This is a genomic window from Aeromonas tecta (assembly GCF_000820185.1).
Taxonomy (GTDB): Bacteria; Pseudomonadota; Gammaproteobacteria; order Enterobacterales; family Aeromonadaceae; genus Aeromonas; species Aeromonas tecta.
Genome location: NZ_CDCA01000039.1, coordinates 120,703 through 137,428 on the forward strand (window position 1 = coordinate 120,703; position 16,726 = coordinate 137,428).

At 62.5% G+C, this 16,726-nt stretch carries 13 protein-coding genes; 4 read left to right on the top strand and 9 right to left on the bottom strand.

Annotated elements, in window-relative coordinates; all coding sequences use genetic code 11:
- Nucleotides 1–4 precede the first annotated feature (4 nt).
- Genes dhbA through BN1137_RS18795 form a run of 5 tightly spaced genes read right to left on the bottom strand, consistent with a single transcriptional unit; the run spans nt 5 to nt 7,667 of the window.
- Nucleotides 5–754, bottom strand: coding sequence for a 2,3-dihydro-2,3-dihydroxybenzoate dehydrogenase (gene dhbA, locus BN1137_RS18775; RefSeq protein ID WP_050720121.1), 750 nt, complete (start codon nt 752–754; stop codon nt 5–7).
- 23 nt (nt 755–777) lie between these two features.
- Nucleotides 778–3,885, bottom strand: coding sequence for an amonabactin biosynthesis non-ribosomal peptide synthetase AmoF (gene amoF / locus BN1137_RS18780; RefSeq protein ID WP_050720054.1), 3,108 nt, complete (start codon nt 3,883–3,885; stop codon nt 778–780).
- Nucleotides 3,882–4,799, bottom strand: a complete 918-nt coding sequence (locus BN1137_RS18785) for an isochorismatase family protein (RefSeq protein WP_050720055.1) — start codon at nt 4,797–4,799, stop codon at nt 3,882–3,884. The genes amoF and BN1137_RS18785 overlap by 4 nt, the downstream gene beginning before the upstream one ends.
- A gap of 22 nt (nt 4,800–4,821) precedes the next feature.
- Nucleotides 4,822–6,507: a (2,3-dihydroxybenzoyl)adenylate synthase gene (locus BN1137_RS18790; RefSeq protein ID WP_050720056.1), complete on the bottom strand. Its 1,686-nt coding sequence runs from the start codon at nt 6,505–6,507 to the stop codon at nt 4,822–4,824.
- Nucleotides 6,504–7,667, bottom strand: coding sequence for an isochorismate synthase (locus BN1137_RS18795; protein WP_050720057.1), 1,164 nt, complete (start codon nt 7,665–7,667; stop codon nt 6,504–6,506). Before BN1137_RS18795 ends, BN1137_RS18790 begins: the two co-directional genes overlap by 4 nt.
- 25 nt (nt 7,668–7,692) lie before the next feature.
- Between BN1137_RS18795 and BN1137_RS22595 the strand changes: the two genes are divergently transcribed.
- From BN1137_RS22595 to BN1137_RS18805, 3 genes are all read left to right on the top strand, one after another.
- Nucleotides 7,693–7,860 (top strand): hypothetical protein, encoded by a 168-nt coding sequence (locus tag BN1137_RS22595; protein WP_157433838.1) that lies wholly within the window; start codon nt 7,693–7,695, stop codon nt 7,858–7,860.
- 129 nt (nt 7,861–7,989) lie between these two features.
- Nucleotides 7,990–8,541, top strand: a complete 552-nt coding sequence (locus BN1137_RS18800; RefSeq protein ID WP_050720058.1) for a lipoprotein — start codon at nt 7,990–7,992, stop codon at nt 8,539–8,541.
- 147 nt (nt 8,542–8,688) lie between these two features.
- Entirely contained in the window at nt 8,689–10,689 is a 2,001-nt protein-coding gene (locus tag BN1137_RS18805) for a hypothetical protein (RefSeq protein WP_050720122.1), read from the top strand.
- A gap of 76 nt (nt 10,690–10,765) precedes the next feature.
- On the opposite strand, the gene glgC is transcribed toward BN1137_RS18805, so the two are convergent.
- Nucleotides 10,766–12,040 (bottom strand): glucose-1-phosphate adenylyltransferase, encoded by a 1,275-nt coding sequence (glgC, locus tag BN1137_RS18810; protein WP_050720059.1) that lies wholly within the window; start codon nt 12,038–12,040, stop codon nt 10,766–10,768.
- Nucleotides 12,041–12,227: 187 nt separating this feature from the next.
- On the opposite strand from glgC, the gene BN1137_RS18815 reads away from it, so the two are divergent.
- On the top strand, nt 12,228–13,865 hold the full coding sequence (locus tag BN1137_RS18815) for an EAL domain-containing protein (protein WP_050720060.1): 1,638 nt from the start codon (nt 12,228–12,230) through the stop codon (nt 13,863–13,865).
- Here the strand turns inward: BN1137_RS18815 and BN1137_RS18820 are convergent.
- The 3 genes from BN1137_RS18820 to BN1137_RS18830 all read right to left on the bottom strand — a co-directional run bounded on the left by BN1137_RS18820 (nt 13,828) and on the right by BN1137_RS18830 (nt 16,598).
- Nucleotides 13,828–14,322 carry a hypothetical protein gene (locus BN1137_RS18820; protein WP_050720061.1) on the bottom strand — a complete coding sequence of 165 codons (495 nt, stop codon included), beginning with the start codon at nt 14,320–14,322 and terminating at the stop codon, nt 13,828–13,830. The two genes, BN1137_RS18815 and BN1137_RS18820, sit on opposite strands and share 38 nt — an antisense overlap.
- A gap of 172 nt (nt 14,323–14,494) precedes the next feature.
- Complete coding sequence (locus BN1137_RS18825; protein WP_050720062.1) at nt 14,495–14,857, bottom strand: DUF2750 domain-containing protein; 363 nt, start codon at nt 14,855–14,857, stop codon at nt 14,495–14,497.
- A 112-nt stretch (nt 14,858–14,969) separates the two neighbouring features.
- Nucleotides 14,970–16,598, bottom strand: a complete 1,629-nt coding sequence (locus BN1137_RS18830) for a methyl-accepting chemotaxis protein (RefSeq protein ID WP_050720063.1) — start codon at nt 16,596–16,598, stop codon at nt 14,970–14,972.
- Between the last annotated feature and the right edge of the window lie 128 nt (nt 16,599–16,726).

The window sequence follows — 16,726 nt, forward strand, 5'->3', positions numbered from 1 at the left end:
GACCTCAGGCACTCAAGGTGGCGCCGCCGTCGACGACCAGATCCTGCATTGTGATGTGACTGGCCAAGTCAGAGGCCAGGAAGAGGACGGTATTAGCAATCTCGCGCGGGGTGGCGATCTTGTTGAGCGGAATACCGAGCTTGAACTGGGCCGGCAGCCCGGCAATGGTGCGGGCCAGCGCAGCCTCATCCGGCAGCATGCCGCGCAGCATCTCGGTGTCCGTCGAGCCCGGCGACACCAGGTTGACCCGCACACCAGAGGTAGCCAACTCCAGCCCGACCGTCTGGGTCAGGCTGGTGACCGCCGCCTTGGAGGCGCAGTAAGCCGCCATCTGCATGCGCGGCACATGGGCGGCGTTGGAGCCGATGGTGACGATGGCGCCGCGCTGCTGCGCCTTGAAATGGGGCACCAGGGCCCGCAGCAGGTAGAAGACGCCGCTGGCGTTGACCGCCAGGCAGTCATCCCAATCGCTGTCGCTCAAGGCCTCGGTGGGGCCGAGGCGCAATACCCCGGCCCCGTTGACCAGCACATCCAGTCCTCCATCCGCCAGCAGCCGTTCACAGCCGTCATTGACCGCCCCCGAGTCGCGAATATCCAGCACCCTGGTAGAGTAGGAGTACGTTTCATGGGGGAAATTGCAGTCCAGCCCCACCACCTCGGCGCCGGCGGCGACGAACAATTCGGCCACCTCATGCCCGATGCCACGCCCGGCCCCGGTGACCCAGACCCGTTTACCGCTGAAATTCCAATTCATCTGTTGCATCTTCATCGTCTCCGTTACCACACCAACTCCACGCTCTCTTCGTCCTCGACCAGCTTGCCGTCGAGGAAGCGGCAGAAGTCGTCGAGGCGCGGGTGATCGAACACATCGGAGACCTTGACCTGCACCCCGAACTCGGCGCCGAGCCGGTTCACTATCTGGATGGTTTGCAGTGACTGGCCGCCCAGCTCGAAGAAGTTGTCTGCCGGTCCCATGGTGGCCAGCCCCAGGATCTGCTGCCAGATGGCGCCGACCCGGTTCTCGGTCTCGCTGCCGAGGGTCAGCGCCTCGTCGGTGGCCTGGTACTGGGCCAGCAGGCCCTTGCGATCCAGCTTGTTGGAGCCGGTACGGGGCAGTTGATCAAAGTGGCGATAGTCGGTGGGGATCATGGCAGCAGGCAGCACCTTGGCGAGCTGCGCCTTGATGACCCGGCTGTCGCGCTCGGCCCCGGCCACGAAGGCCACCAGCCGGCGCACGCTGCCGATGCTCACCCCCTGCACGCAGGCCTCATCCACTCCGGGCAGGGCCAACAACTGGGCCTCGACCTCACCGGGCTGAATGCGATAGCCGCTGATCTTGAACTCGTTGTCGCGACGGCCGAGGTAAACCAGCCGACCGGCGACCCAGCGCACCCGATCGCCGGTGCGATAGACGGCCAGCTCCTGCTCGCCAACCCGCAGGGTGCCAAAGCTGCCCTGCACGCCGCCCACATAACCGTTGGCGAGTTGCGGGCCGAGCAGCACCAGCTCCCCTTCCTCGGCGGGTTGTTCCCCCGCCCCCAGGATCAACGCCTGCATGCCGGGCAGCGGCAGGCCGATGGGCAACTGGGCCTGCGCCGGGTCTTCCCCTTGCAGCTCCTGAGTGGTAACCACCACAGTGGTCTCGGTGGGGCCATAGGTGTTGAACAGCCGCACGTCGGTGCGCCCCTGACGCTGCCACTGGGCGAGCTGCTCCGGGTAAACCGCCTCACCGCCGATGATGACGGTGGCCAGACTAGCTGGAATATGGGCCTGGCCTGCACCCAAGGACACTACCCACTCATTCCAGAAGGCAGTAGGCAGGTCCAGGTGGGTGATCCCCATCTCCTCCACCCCGGTGACGAAGGCAGGGATAGATTCGAGCAGGGCGTCGGTGCGCAGCACCAGGGTGGCGCCGGCGCTCAGGGTGGCGAACACCTCCTCGATACTGGCGTCGAAGTTGAAGGGGGCGAACTGCAACATCCGCGCCTCTTCATCCAGGTGATAACGGCTGCGGGCGGCTGCGGCGAAGTGATCCAGCGCGCCGTGGCTGATGGCCACCCCCTTGGGCAGACCGGTGGAGCCGGAGGTGAACATCAGATAGGCCAGGGCGGCGCCGCTGGCGGGCTGGCAGAGGCGATCCCCACTCACCAGATCCCCGGTCAACAGGGTACGGCCCTCAAACAGGCTGGCCAGCTTGTGGCGATACTCGGCCTGGGTGATGAGCGTCTTGACCTCGCCAAGACGCAGGATATGGCCCTGGCGCTCCAGCGGCTGCTCCGGGTCGAGCGGCACATAGACGGCACCGGCCAGGAGCACCGCCAGCTGGGCGAAGATGGCCTGGGGGGAACGAGACAGCATGACGCCAACCCGCTCACCTGGCTGCACGCCAGCGCCTTGCAGGGCCGCAGCCATCTGCTCGGCGCGGGTCAGCAGCGCCTCATAGCTAAAGCGGGCTTCCCCTTGCTCCAGCGCTATCTTGTCCGGGGTCTGGGCCGCGAAGTGGCAGAGTGCATCCAGCACAGGGCGCACCTTGATCACCTCATGGGCCGGACCCGCGATCAGGGACTTGGCCCGCTGCTCGGCCAGCCAGCCTTGTTTCAACTCGCCCAGCGTCAACGCAGGCTGGGCCAGCCAGCGACCCAGCAAGGCAAACAGGGTATCGGCGATGCGCGCCAGATCCGCGGCCTGATAGCAGCCTGGGTTGGCGTCCAGATCCAGTCTGGGCTGGCCATCGACACCGACCTGGATCTCGATGGTGAGATCCTCCACCGGGCCGGCGCTGATGTTGAGGATATGGGCACTAAGAGGCCCGAAGCGACGGGCGTGGTCGAACGGCATGATGTTGACCAAGGGGCCAAACAGGCGCTTGTCGCCCCCCACCAGCCCAAGATCGCGGCGCAGCAACTCGTAGCGATAGTGTTGATGCTTGCGCACCCCGCGCTTGGCCTTGGCCACGGAACCGGCGGCGCCCGCCAGATCCAGGGCATCCCCGAGATCCAGCGCCAGCGGGGTGATGTTCATCTGCATGCAGGGCACGGTGAGGGACGCGGAGCCGATGCGGTTCATCATCATCAGGCCGAGCAGCGTCTTCTCCTGGCCGCTCGCCAGGGAGAGCTGGGCCGAGAGACCGGCCAGCAGCAGATCCGGCCAGCTCAGCTTGTTGTCATCGGCAAAGCCCACCAGCGTCTGCCAAAGATCGGCCGGCAGCGGACGGCTCTCACGAATGAATTCGGCGGCGATGGGCGCGCGGGACTCGCTAAAGGATTTTACCTCGGGCCACTCTTGCAGCTGTTCCTGCCAGAAGGCGCGAGCGGCGGCGTTCTTGCCGCTCTCTTCCCGGGTCAGCTCCTCGGCCAGCACTTCATCCAGCAGGCCAAAGGGGGATGGCGACAACCCAGCTCCATTTGCCAAGCCAGGGCCCTCCAGCCCTTCCCCGTACAGCTCGGCGATACGCTGGAACAGCAAGGTGGTGCCAAAGCCATCGAGGGCGATGTGGTGCACGCAGCTGTAGAGATAATCTCGCTCCAGCCCGCGCAGCAGGGCGAAACGGCAGGGGGGTTCCGCGGTGAGCGCGAACGGGCGGCGTAGATCCGCCCAGGCCCAGGCACGGGCGGCCGCCTCGTTACCCGCGTCCAGCACCAGCTCGCGATAGGCCAGTGGCGCCGGATGGGAGACGAAACAGACCGGCTCGCCGGAGGCATCGAAGCGACCCTGCAGCGCCTCGCACTCGCTCACCGCCTGACTGAGAGCGGCCAGCAGCACGGCGCCATCGATCTTGCCATCGAAGGCGATGCACTCGGCGGTGTTGAACATCGCCTTGTCGTCGTTGAGCAGATGACCGGACCAGAGCCCCTGCTGGGGAATGGTGAGGGGGAAGCGACTCATTGCGCCACCTCCAGCACCTTCTGCTCCGCCAGCTTGGCTTCCACCAACCGCCACCAGCCATTGAGAGTCGGCGTCTTGGCCAAGTCCACGAAGCCCAGCTCCACCCCGGCGGCGCGCCATTCGGTGAGCAGGGACATGATGCGCACCGAGTCGAGACCGTAGTCGATGAGGTTCTCGTCCGCGTCGAACTCTTCTTCATCCTCGTCGATATGGCTCAGCAGCCTGGCCTTGAGCCCTTCATAGCTCAGCAAGGGGTTCTGCCCTTCTGCTTGAGCCGCCTTGGCCGCTGGTGCTATGGCCAGCACCTCCTCGCAAAGCACTACCTTGCCGCAGCGGGTCGCCACGTAGTCCAGCGCCATCTGGTGATCGGCCAGGGAGAAGTCCGCGATCCCGTCCGCCAGGAAGAAGGGCTGGATGTCGCGCATGAAGGCGTCGCAGGCGGTCATCATGCAGCCGATGTGACCATAGATGCCGCCGATGATCAGCTGATCCCGGCCCTGCTCTTTGAGCATCTGCTCGAGCTCGGAGCGCTGGAAGGCGCTGTAGCGCCACTTGACCAGCACAACATCGTCGCTCTCGGGACGCAGGGGGGAGACCACCTGTTGCAGCTCAGGGCTCTTGTTCAGACCCGGGCCCCACATGTCGTTGAGCAAGGCGCGGTCCTCGGGGGATTGATCCTTGGGCTGGGCCGTGTAGTAAACCGGAATGCCGAGGGCCTTGCAGTGACTGCGCACCGCGGCGAGCCGTTCGGTGAGATCGCGGATGAGCGGGCTATTCTCGCCGTAGAAGGCGGTGAAATATTCCTGCATGTCGTGGATGAGCAGGGCGGCACGCTTGGGCTCCAGGGCCCAGCTGACCTTGTTGGCCTTCCATTGGCTGGGCATGGCGTAGTTGTTCAGAGTGGGGATAGCCATAACGTCATGATTCCTTTTAGTTTTAAACTTTGAATGTGCTGTCTGCAGTGCTGCTGGCAAGAGATTGGGCGATACACTCACGCAGGCCCTTCTTGTCAATCTTGCCCACCGCCGTCATGGGCAGGGCCGCGAGGATCTCGAAGCGGTCCGGCAATTTGAATTCGGCCACGCCGCGCGAGCGCAGGAACTTGCGCAAAATAAGCGCCTTGAGGCCCGGCTCGGTGGTGACGATGAAGGCGCAGCTCTTTTCCCCCATGGTGCTGTCCGGCATGGAGACCAGCGCCGCATGGGTGATGGCCGGGTGGTGCAGCAACTGGTTCTCCACCTCTTCCGCCGCTATCTTCTCGCCGCCGCGGTTGATCTGATCCTTCTGCCGACCCACCACTGTCAGGTAGCCATCCTGGTCTTGCACCACCAGATCGCCGGAGCAGTAGAAACCTTCGCTATCAAACACCCGGGCGTTGTGAGCCGGGCTCTGGTAATAGCCGCGGAAGGTATAGGGGCCGCGGGTGTGCAGGGCGCCGGGCTGGCCTTGGGCAACCGGGTTGCCCTCCTCGTCCAGCACGCGCACCTCGTCATCCGGGCTCATGGGATGGCCTTGGGTGTGAATGACCTTGTCGTCCGGGTCATCCAACCGGGTGTAGTTCACCAGTCCTTCCGCCATGCCAAACACCTGTTGCAGCTGGCAACCGAGTAGCGGGGTGATTTTTTTGGCTACCGCCTCGGCCAGCTTGGCGCCGCCCACTTGCAACAGGACGAGGCTCTCGAGCTGGGCCCGCGCGGCAGGGTCTGCCTCGGCCGCCTGCAGCCAGAGGGAGACCGCCGGCGGCACCAGGGAGGTCAGGTTGACCCCGTGACGGGCGATAAGCGGGAAACAGCTCATGGGGCTGGGATCGGGCGCCAGCACCACGGCGCCACCGGCATCGAACACGCCCAGCGCCCCAGGGGAGCTCAAGGGGAAGTTGTGGGGCGCCGGCAGGGCGCACAGGTAACGGGTATGAGGCCCAAGGGCGCAGATCTCGTTGCTGCGGCGCACGCTGTAGTAGTAGTCATCGTGGGTGCGAGGAATGAGTTTGGGGGTGCCGGTGCTGCCACCGGAGAGCTGGAAGAAGGCCACCTCATCCGCCGGGCTTGGGCCATGGCTCGGAGATGTGCCTTGCCACACGGGGTTAGCACTCTCGTCTTCCCCCAGCCAATGGGCCAGGTCCAGCTCACCCTCTTCACCATCCAGCAGCACCAGCTCGGCGCCCATCTCCTTTAGCAGCTCGCTGTGACGAGCCCCTTCGGCAAAGAGTGGATGCGCGGTGGAGCCGACAAAGAGCCTGGGGGCTATCTGCTCGGCATAGGAGGCCAGCTCCAGCCGGTTGTGGCTAAACAGCGCGTTGACCGGGGCGATCCCGACTTTGAGCAGGGCGAAGAACACCTGATAGAACTCGGCCACGTTGGGCAGTTGCACCAGGGCGGTATCACCGACCCTGAAACCATGGTGGGCGAGCCGCGCGGCCAGCCGGGTCGAACTTGTATCGAGCTCACGGTAGCTGACGCTGCGCTCGCCGCAGAGGATGGCGGTGGCATCCGGTGCCACTTCGCACTGGCGACTCAACATGGCGGTCAGAGGCTCACCACGCCAATAACCTTTGGCACGATATTGGGCAGCCACCTCGGCGGGCCAGCGGGTGTAGGGCAGGAAGCGGTTGGATTGGCTCATAGCGCCACCTCGGTGCCAAGGCCCAGGGCTTTGAGCATGGTGCCGAGCTTGGTACCGGTCTCGGCCCACTCCATGGCCGGATCCGAGCCCGCGACGATGCCAGCACCGGCGAACAGCTCCACGTGGTGGCCATCGAGCACACCACAGCGGATCACCACGGCCCACTCACCGTTGCCCTGGCTATCGCACCAGCCGACGATGCCGCTGAACAAGGCGCGCTGGAAGGGCTCCTGCTCGCGAATGAACTGACGCGCCAGATCCGTGGGATAACCGCACAGGGCCGGCGTGGGATGCAACTGGCAAGCGAGCGAGAGCACCGAGGCCTCTCCCGCATGCAGCTGGCCCGCGATGGGCGTGCCCAGATGCCAGAGGGTGTCCGTGCTCATCAGGGAGGGCTCTGCCGGAATGGCCAGCTCACGGCAATGGGGTGCCAGCACGCGCCGGATCTCGTCGATCACCAGCTTGTGCTCATGCTGATCCTTGTGGGAGGCCAGCAGCTTGCGTGCCACCGCCTTGTCCTGCTCGGGCTCGCCACCGCGCTTGGCCGAGCCGGCAAGCGGATGCGTGAAGACAGCGCCCTCGCTGACCCGCAGCAGCAGTTCGGGACTGGCACCGAGCAGGCGACGGCCCTGACCCAGTGGCAATGAGAAGTGGAAGGCGTTGGGATTCTGGGTCATCAGCCGGGCCAGCACCTGTTCGGGATCGGCCGGTTTGCTCAGTTGCAGCTTGAGTTTGCGCGACAACACCACCTTGGCGAGGGTGCCTTGCGCAAAGGCATCGAGCGCCGAGCTCACCGAGGCCTGAAACTCGGCGGCGGCGGGTGTGCTGTTGACCGAGATCACCTGATTGGTCACCGAACTGGTCGCCGGGGGCGCGGTGCGCGCTCCCCGCTCATAACGGCTCGGGACATAGAGGCAAGAGGCTTCGGCAGGATCGAAGGCAAAGGCGCCGATCAGCAGCGGATTGGCCTGACCTGCGGCCTCTGCAGCAGCCAGCGCCTGGACTATCTGCCGCTCGAGCAGAGACCATTCACAGGCGGGGGTGCTGATGGGCTGGCCCAGGCCATAGGCGCGAATACAACCCTGGCCTGAGGTAAACAAGAAATCGGGCGGCGATCCCGCCTCGGCAGGTGTGCCATTTTCCATTACAAGAGTATTCACGTTACACCCTCAAAAAAGATTCAAAATGATAATGATTATCAATTTGATTTTGTGCGGCGGTAAAATACTCGCTTTGAAATCACCCGGTCAATGGGATTTTTTGCCTGTAAAACTGGAGCTTATCTGTGGGTATTGGGCCGATGACGCCAGCGCTGGCCTGCTGGCACATGGATTGACGACGCTACTCGAATGAACACAAATATCCATCCCCATATGGGTGATGCGACAGAAACCGGATGACGAGGCCCAGGCTGGCGGCAAACCCGCTTTGCCCCTAAGATGGCGCCATATCCTGTTGTTACCTGTCGAGATGGAACCCTCCATGTTAAAACACCTGCTTCTGCTTCCCCTCTGCCTGCTGTTGGCAGCCTGCTCGCTCACCCAATACAACGTCAGCGAGAGCGAGATAAACCAATACCTGAAAGACAAGGTCGCCTTCGAGAAAGAGATCGGGATCCCGGGTATCATGTCGAGCAAGATCCGGTTAGACGACCTGCAGAGCCGCATCGGTCGCAGCCGGGCCGATCGGGTCGAGCTGGATGCAGCCGGCGATCTGCAGGTGGCGAGCCCGCTCGGCAGCCAGCAGATGAAGATCCGTCTCTCCCTCAGCGCCCGCCCCGATTATGTGGCCGAGCAGGGTGCCATCTACCTACGCGATCTGGAGCTTATCTCGGTCAAGACCGAACCGACCGACGTGGGCGCAGCCCTCACCCCGCTGTTGCCGACCTTCAACCAATCGCTCTCTGTGTTCCTCTCCCAGACCCCGGTCTACCGACTCGACAGCAATCGCAAGAACGAGGCCAGGATCAAGGACAAGGTCGAGGCGCTCAAGGTGGAGCCGGGCCGTCTGGTGATCCCCTTCAAACTGATGTAAAACTCATCGCCGCGCCTTCCCTCTCCCCAGCAACCCAGGCGCGGCTTTTTTCTTCTCAAGCCCGCCCCTTTGCCCCATAATGCACACCATTCTCATTTAGGTTTTGAGAAGCGTCATAATAAAATCAAACATATGGGTGAAAAGGACATGAGAAAAACCGTACTGGTGCAGGCGATTGCCTGCGCACTGCTCAGCAGCGCCGCGCACGCCGCCGTCAAGGTCGAGGACAAGACCTTCAACACCGCCGCCAGCATGCTGGCCTATACCGAATTCGAGCTCTCCGGCGAGCCGCTGGCCGAGGCCCTTGGCCTGGATCTGGACGTGCTGGATGCCAACCGCGCCGATGAGCCAACCCCGTTCGATTTCGCCGCCGGCATCGAATCCTATGAATACTCCGAAGAAGCCATGTATGCCCTGAACTACCAGTCAGGCATGGGTCCTCACTTGGTGAACGGACCGCAGAACCTGGCCCGTGGCGGCACCCTGGCCGATCTCGGCAAGCGAGTGCTGGCCATGGCCGAGGCCGTTGGCTTCCCGGCAGATGAAGTGCCACAAGGCATGTACCCCCTCTCCCTGCCCTACGCTTCCGCCAATCCCGAGTTTGCCCAAGCGGTGAACACCACCCCGGTCAACGGCGATCAGGTCACCATCAAGACTGCCAAAGGCGTCGAGAAATCCGTCAAGACCCAGGTTCCCGCCTACTTCCGTGACTACGCCACCCTGCGCTGGAGCGGTAGCGACAACCTGCTGAACCCGGCCGCCGTGGGCGGCATCCTGCTCAAGGAAGTGATGTGGTCCCAAGACTTCCTCGGCGGCATGCACGTCGCCGAGAGTGATGAAGAGGTCGAAGCTGCCTCCTCCACCATGGATCAGGATGGCAAGCACAAGCTGGGCGTCTCCGCCGCGGATGGCTTCAACGGCATGATGCTGACCGAGCAGTCCATCGACAAGCTGGCCATACTGCAGGGCCAGCTCGGCTTTGATGGCAAGCAGCTCGGCGCCAAGATAAGCCCGCAATACGATCCGGCCAAGGGCGTGGTCTACTTCCCCCATCAGGTGAAAGTGACCGAAACCACCAAGAACGAGGTGGGCGCCATCGGCAAACTGGAGGTCGTGGATGGCTCTGCCCAGTTGCGCGATGCCTGGATGCTGCTGTGGCCGCTGTCCGAGTTTTACGCCTTCAGCGATCAGCGCAGCGCCAACACCAACCAGAACCCGGCCTTCCACGCCGTGTTTGACGGTACTCCCTTCGCCGCCGCTCCGGCCGCCAACAAGGGTAGCGATGCTGCCAAGCTGGTAGCAGGGGAAGACGCCTTCTCCCTAGCGCAGAACCTCTCTGGCATGGTGTTCAAGAACCTCAACGCCCTGCATTTTGACGCCAAGGCCGGCACCCTGGTGGACAGCTGGCAGGCAGGCAAACAGGGCAAGCACGTCACCACCTTCGACGCCGCTTACGCCCTGGTCGCCCTGCAGATCTTCCAGCGCGCCCAAGATGCGTTGCCGGTCGGCTACGCTGCCGGTGACAATGGCGAGCTGAACCTCAAGACCGCCCAGGGCCAGCAGGCACTGGTGCTGGTTCGCCAACAGGCGGACTTCATCCTCGGCAAGCTCAAGGGTAAGAATGGTCTGGTGCACGACGGCCTGACCCTGGGTGGCAAACCGGATGCGGGCCAATCCATCGAGGCGCAATTCGCCGCCATCCGTGGTCTGACCGCCGCCTTCCTGGCAACCTCAGATGCCAAGTACCGCACCGCCGCGCGCGAGTTGTTCATCGCCACCGACAAGGCCTTCTTCAATGCCAAGGCCGGTACCTGGCTGGCTGGCAAACAGGGTGAATACACCCCCTGGACCCAGGCTGCCATCTCCGGCGCTCTGCGCTCTGCCATGCTGAACCTGCGCAACGAAGGCGCCGAGAAGGCACCGGCACTCGAGCTGGCCCACCTCACCCAGCGTTATGTGAGCTGGTTCCGTGGCACCGTCAACGGCGGCATGCAGATGGCCGAGTGGATCGGTGATTCCGGTGAGAACGTCATCGAAGGCGCTAGTCACGACACCGACGAAGACGGCGTGCCGCAAGTCACCGCCGCCGGTGGCAAGCATGGCACCGCCATGGTGATGGCCGGCAAGGCCGTCGTGAGCGAGAAGTAAATCGGCAAATGGGTCAGCTGATGACCCACGAAAAAGGGAGCCCTTGCGGCTCCCTTTCTTTTTCTATCTCAGGCCATCATTTCAGCTTGACCAGCATCTCCTTGGTCACCAGCACTATGCCTTGCTCGGAGCGGTAGAAGCGGCGGCTATCCTCGTCCGCATTCTCCCCCACCACCAGGCCATCAGGAAGTTTGCAGCCCTTGTCCACCACCACCCGACGCAGGCGACAGCCGGCCCCTATCTCGACCCCGGGGAAGATGATCGCTTGATCCAAAGTGCAGAAGGAGTGCACCCGCACGTGGGTGAACAGCACAGAGTTCAGCACGAAGGAGCCGCTGACGATGGATCCCCCCGCGAACATGGAGTTGATGGTCATGCCGTGCTGGCCATTTCTGTCCTGCACGAACTTGGCCGGTGGCGTCATGGTCTGACTGGTCCAGATGGGCCAGTTTTCGTCATAGATGTCGAGCTCGGGCACCACGGAGGCGAGATCCATGTTCGCCTCCCAGAACGAATCCAGGGTACCCACATCGCGCCAGTAGGGCTTCACTCCCTCCTTGGCCCCCACGCAGGACATGGTGAAGGGGTGCGCGAACGCCTTGCCCTCCCCCACGATGCGCGGGATCACGTCCATGCCAAAGTCATGCTTTGACTCCAGATTGTTGATGTCCTCCTCCAGCAACTGATAGAGATAATCCGCCTCAAAGATGTAGATCCCCATGGAAGCCAGGGAGACCTGATCATTGCCCGGCATGGCGGGCGGATTGGCGGGCTTCTCCACAAAGGCGCGGATCTTGCGCTGATCGTCGATGTCCATGACCCCGAAGGCGGACGCCTCCGCGCGCGGCACCTCGATGCAGGCCACCGTCACCTTGGCACCGAGGCGCACGTGATCGAGCAGCATGGCGGCGTAGTCCATCTTGTAGATGTGATCGCCCGCCAGCACCACTACGTATTTGGGGCCGTAATCACGGATGATGTCGACGTTCTGGTAGATGGCATCGGCGGTACCACGGTACCACTGCACTTCGTCCACCCGTTGCTGGGCGGGCAGCAGGTCGATGAACTCGTTCATCTGGTAGCGCAGGAAGGACCAGCCCGATTGGAGGTGGCGCAGCAAGCTGTGGGATTTGTACTGGGTGACCACCCCCACGCGGCGAATGCCGGAGTTGATGCAGTTGGAGAGCACAAAATCGATGATGCGGAATTTTCCGCCAAAATGGACCGCTGGCTTGGCACGGTTGTCGGTCAACTGCTTCAAGCGGCTACCGCGTCCCCCCGCCAGCACCAAGGCCATACTCTGGTTCAACAACTGCCGTGCTTTGGCAGTATTTTCAGGTTCTAGCAACATAATCACCTCGGCCTTGTTGGAGCTGTTTTCAACCCATCTTCACCTTTTTCGCACGCCATGAAAGTGTTTTCACTCACATTTAGTCGTATTCCCTCACCCCTTTTTGTGGAGTTGCGTGAGTACGCATGCGTTGTGCCGCCAGCTTGGTTAGAATTTATACATCATAGACATCATCAAGGATGACGCGATGTTGAAAAAGTTAGAGGGGAACCTGCTGCTGGTCAGCGCCATGATCTGTATTCCCCTGCTCCTGCTGCAAGGGATCTGGCTAGCGCCGCCCGCCCCGCCCCATACCCTGTTGCTGGTCATGATGACCACCATAGCGGGCTTCGCCGTGCTGTTGTGGTTCACGCTGGGCGTTCACAAGGCGGAGCGGCGCAGACTGGAGCAGCGCTGGATGCAGGCGCTGCAGCACAGGGATCCGGCCAAACTCGATAGCCCGCAGGCACAGGCCGTGTTGCGCCAGCTGCTTGTCTCGTTCAATACCTCCGACATGGATGCCCGTCGCCAGATCTCCGAGCTGCATCATCAGGCCCATCTAGACGAACTGACCCGCCTGCGCAATCGTCACGGTTTTCAGCGCGACATGTCGGTGTTTCTGCAACAGGAGGAGACCCACAGCGCCTTCCTGATCCTGATCCGGGCCAGCAAGCTGGCGACCATCAACGATCAACGCGGCGCCCTCGCCGGCGACACCTACCTCAAGGAGCTGACCGAGCTCATCAGTCAGGTGGTCAGCCATGTTCCCGGCCATCAGATCTACCGTATTTCCGGTGCCGATTTTGCGGTACTGCTGCAACCGGCCGACGACATCCAGCCCCATCTGCTGGGGCAGGGGCTCAAGCTTGCTTTTGATCAATACCAACAACAGCATGGCCTGGCCGGCACGGCCTACTCAGGGCTTACCCCCTTGAGCAGCGGGCAGAAGATTGAAGCCATTCTGGCCCGCGCCGATCTGGCGCTGGCCCGCGCCCAGACCGGTATCACCAATGGCTGGGCCATCCAGCAATATGACTCCTCACTGGATCTGCATGGACAGCAGCACTGGAAGAAGGTGTTGGATGAGCTACTGGAGCAGGAGCGAGTCAGCTTCCACAGCCAACCCATCCAGGTGTTGAATCAGGACATAGTGCCCTATCAGGAGATCTACGCGCGTTTCAACAGCGGCGAGGGCACTGTGCTGCCCATGGATACCCTGTTCGCCATGGCCCAGCGGCTGGACATGGTGATGCGGCTTGAACAGATGCTCATCCGCCACCTCATGCGCCAGCACAGAACCTTTGGCAGCCACCACGGCCGCTGGGGCTTGCGCCTCTCGGGCAGTGCCTTGCAAAACAGTACCTTCCTCATCTGGCTCGATCAGCAACTGAGCAAGGATCCCGACACCGCCGCCCATCTGGTGTTCGAGCTCAATGAGGAGCAACTAGAGAGAAATCCGACCGCCGCCAAGCGTCTGTTCGATCAGCTCAGGCGCCAGGGCAGCCGCTCTGCCATCTGCAACTTCGGCAAGGGCATCGACTCTTTTGCGCTGCTGCGCGAACTCAAACCGGATTACGTCAAACTGGACTCGGCACTGATCACCGCGCTTGAGCAGGATCCTGCCAACCAGCAATTCGTGCAGATGGTGGTCGACGTGTCCCATCGCATGGGTTGCCTGGTGATCGCGGAAGGGGTGGAGGAGCCCGATCAGAAGCAACTGTTGCAAGGGATGTATGTGGATGGGCTGCAGGGTTATCTCATCGCCAGGCCCCAAGAGCTGAGGCCTGACATTCCCCTTCAGGGGCCCTTTACTGGGGGCGCTTCAACTTCAGCAGGGTCAGTATGATGTCGTTGAGCTGGCGATAACGCTCCAGCTCCTTCTGATCGTAGCGCGTCGCCAGCATGGTCGGATTGTGGCGATTCTTGAGATAACGGTTGATCTGCAACCGGTTGAAACCGGCCACCTTGTAGACCTGACCCAACAGGGCGTTGAGTTCCTCGTCATCCAGCCCGGCTTTGGCCAGGTAGTCGTCCTGAACCGGACTCTCCAGCTGGCAGCTCTGCTTGTCGATATGGCCCGTCTCCTGCAGATAGGCGAGCCACTGCTCCACATAGAGCGGTTTGCAACCGGCCAGCAAATTGAAGAAGCCCACCGCATCGCAGCGGCAGCCGCCAAGCAGCACCAGCGCCAGCTCATCACTGTCACAACTGAAGGTGACAGGCCCGCTCTGGCTCCAGTCCAGCGCCTGCACCCGGATCTCGGCTTTCGCCCCCGCTCGTCCGGTCACGTCGAATACAAACATGGCACCTCCCGCTCGGCAAAGGGTTGATGATGGCCCATCCCACCGCCAGCGCCAAGCCAAATCGCCTTTTCATTCAGTATTCTGCCCGTGGGCCATAAAAAAACCGACAGCCTCGCGGCTGTCGGTCTTGATGCATCCAGGGTCCCCTCGGGGGCCATCAATGCAGAACTGTTCAGGCGTCCAGTTCGACCAGTGCCTTGGCCAGCTCGATGGGCTCGAGCTCCTGACCTTCCAGATCGGCGTTCCAGTTCGGACCAACCAGCACGTCGTCTTCGTCCAGATCGTTGATCCAGATGTCGAGGAACTCTTCCAGCTCGATCACTTCCGGTTCGTAGTCCGCCCACTCGTCCACGCAGTGCAGGCGGGCATCGGCTTCACCGGACCAGAGCGGCATGACATCGGCGTCTTCGAACTCGGCAGAGCGGCACACCACCCAGTCTTCACCGTAGCGCAGACCCCACACCTGACCCGACTCGCGGACTTCTTCGATAAACAGCTGGAAATTGGCATCAAGGTTGTCAGTTAGTTTGCTCATGGGAGTCTCTCTCTTGCAGACGGTGGCCACGCTGGCCAAGAATGGGGCTGATGGTGTCCCAAAAGCCCCCCAGACTCAAGTCAAATCCCCAAAAAGCAGGGGATAAGACCCATCAGGTGCGATATTGGGCGACCAGTGCCCCCAACTCGTCGCAGGAGTGAGCCAGATTGCCCGCCGCCTGCCCGGTCAGTTGGTTCTGGGCCAGCGCCTCCGCCACCAATTGGGTGATGGCCACCAACCGCTGGTTGATCTCCTCGGCCGCCCGGCTCTGCTCGGTGGCGGCGGTGGCAATCTGACTATTCATGGCAGTTATGGTGTGCACGGATCCATTGATGGCATTGATGGCGCCATCGGCCTCACCCGCCTTGTCGGCGGTGCTGCGAGAGAGTTGCTGCAACTGGGTAATCCCGTTCACCACCTTGCCCGCCCCCGTTTGCAGCCGCTGGATCATCTGCCGGATCTCGTCGGTAGAGCTATGAGTGCGGGTGGCCAGGGTGCGCACTTCATCAGCTACCACCGCAAAGCCACGGCCCTGCTCGCCGGCTCTGGCTGCCTCAATGGCCGCATTCAAGGCCAGCAGGTTAGTCTGCTCGGCCACCCCCCGGATCACATCCAGTACCGAGCCAATCTGTTGGGTCTCCTGCTCAAGCTGACTCACTGCCTGCACCGTCTGGGCCATCTCATCGGACAGCTGGTCGATGGTGAGGATGGTCTGAGCCACCACCTCGCGCCCCTGCTGGGCCAGGTTAAGCGCGGCATCCGCGGCATCGGCCGCCTGGGCGGCGTGCTGACCCACCTCGCGACTGCTCACCGTCATCTGCTCCATGGCACTGGCGACCCGCAGGGTATCCTGCTCCTGGCCGGTGAAAATGGCGCCGGTGCGATCGACAATCTGCTCCAGCTGATGGGCCTGCTCCCGGTTCTGGGCGGCGATCTGCTGGCTACGGCCCACCAGCTGCGCCATCTGGCTGGCAAACTGGTTGAAGTTCACCGACAGCTGACTCAGCTCATCCCGGCCCGTTTCCGGCAAGCGAAAACGCAGATCCCCCTCTCCCCTGGCGATATTGCCAAGGGCCGACACCGATTGGGACAGCGGTACCACTATGCTGCGCACGATGAGGCCGACCACCAGGAACAGCAAGACGGCCAGCACGGCGCCAATCCCGAGCAGGGTAAACAGCACCTCCCGATACTGGGCCTCGACATCGTCCACATAGACACCGGTGCCGATGATCCAGTCCCAGGGGGCGAAGCGCTTGACGTAGGAGATCTTGCGCACCGGCTCCGCCACCCCGGGTTTGGGCCAGTAGTAGGCAACCTCCCCCGCCCCTTGCGCCTTGGCAAGCTCAGCAAAAGCGACGAACAGCTTGAGCCCCTGCTTGTCTTCCACCCCGGAGAGATCCTGGCCATCCAGCTCCGGCTTCATGGGGTGCATCACCATGCTGGGGTGACTGTCATTGATCCAGAAGTAGTCGTTCTGGCCATAGCGCAGTCCCTTGAGCAGAACCAGCGCCTGGGCCTTGGCATCCGTCTCGCTGAGCTCACCCCGCTGCACCCGCGCCTCAAACTCACTCACCAGGCTGTAGGCGGTCTCGACCTGCGCCCGGGTCTGGCGGCTCTTCTCCGCCATCAGCCCCTGCTGGTAGATCTGCAGACAGGAAAACAGCAAGAGCCCGAGCAGGGCCAGCACCATCAGGGTCACCAACGCCAGGCGCCGGCCGATACTCCATTGTCTCAACATAACCTCATCCCTCAACGGCTACATGTTGTTAACAAGGTATGCCGCGCCGGCTCGGGCTGTCCACGACGGTGGCCGACGCGCTGCCAGAAATATGATCCAGCCCTAAAATGCACGAAGGCGCCCGCAGG

Excerpts from the sequence above, each read along its gene's own strand:
- BN1137_RS18825 (WP_050720062.1), bottom strand. The coding sequence starts at position 14,857 with ATGAGCAAACTAACTGACAACCTTGATGCCAATTTCCAGCTGTTTATC.
- BN1137_RS18790 (WP_050720056.1), bottom strand. The coding sequence starts at position 6,507 with ATGAGCCAATCCAACCGCTTCCTGCCCTACACCCGCTGGCCCGCCGAG.
- dhbA (WP_050720121.1), bottom strand. The coding sequence starts at position 754 with ATGAATTGGAATTTCAGCGGTAAACGGGTCTGGGTCACCGGGGCCGGG.
- BN1137_RS18820 (WP_050720061.1), bottom strand. The coding sequence starts at position 14,322 with ATGTTTGTATTCGACGTGACCGGACGAGCGGGGGCGAAAGCCGAGATC.
- glgC (WP_050720059.1), bottom strand. The coding sequence starts at position 12,040 with ATGTTGCTAGAACCTGAAAATACTGCCAAAGCACGGCAGTTGTTGAAC.
- BN1137_RS18785 (WP_050720055.1), bottom strand. The coding sequence starts at position 4,799 with ATGGCTATCCCCACTCTGAACAACTACGCCATGCCCAGCCAATGGAAG.
- amoF (WP_050720054.1), bottom strand. The coding sequence starts at position 3,885 with ATGAGTCGCTTCCCCCTCACCATTCCCCAGCAGGGGCTCTGGTCCGGT.
- BN1137_RS18830 (WP_050720063.1), bottom strand. The coding sequence starts at position 16,598 with ATGTTGAGACAATGGAGTATCGGCCGGCGCCTGGCGTTGGTGACCCTG.
- BN1137_RS18800 (WP_050720058.1), top strand. The coding sequence starts at position 7,990 with ATGTTAAAACACCTGCTTCTGCTTCCCCTCTGCCTGCTGTTGGCAGCC.
- BN1137_RS18815 (WP_050720060.1), top strand. The coding sequence starts at position 12,228 with ATGTTGAAAAAGTTAGAGGGGAACCTGCTGCTGGTCAGCGCCATGATC.
- BN1137_RS18805 (WP_050720122.1), top strand. The coding sequence starts at position 8,689 with ATGAGAAAAACCGTACTGGTGCAGGCGATTGCCTGCGCACTGCTCAGC.
- BN1137_RS22595 (WP_157433838.1), top strand. The coding sequence starts at position 7,693 with ATGATAATGATTATCAATTTGATTTTGTGCGGCGGTAAAATACTCGCT.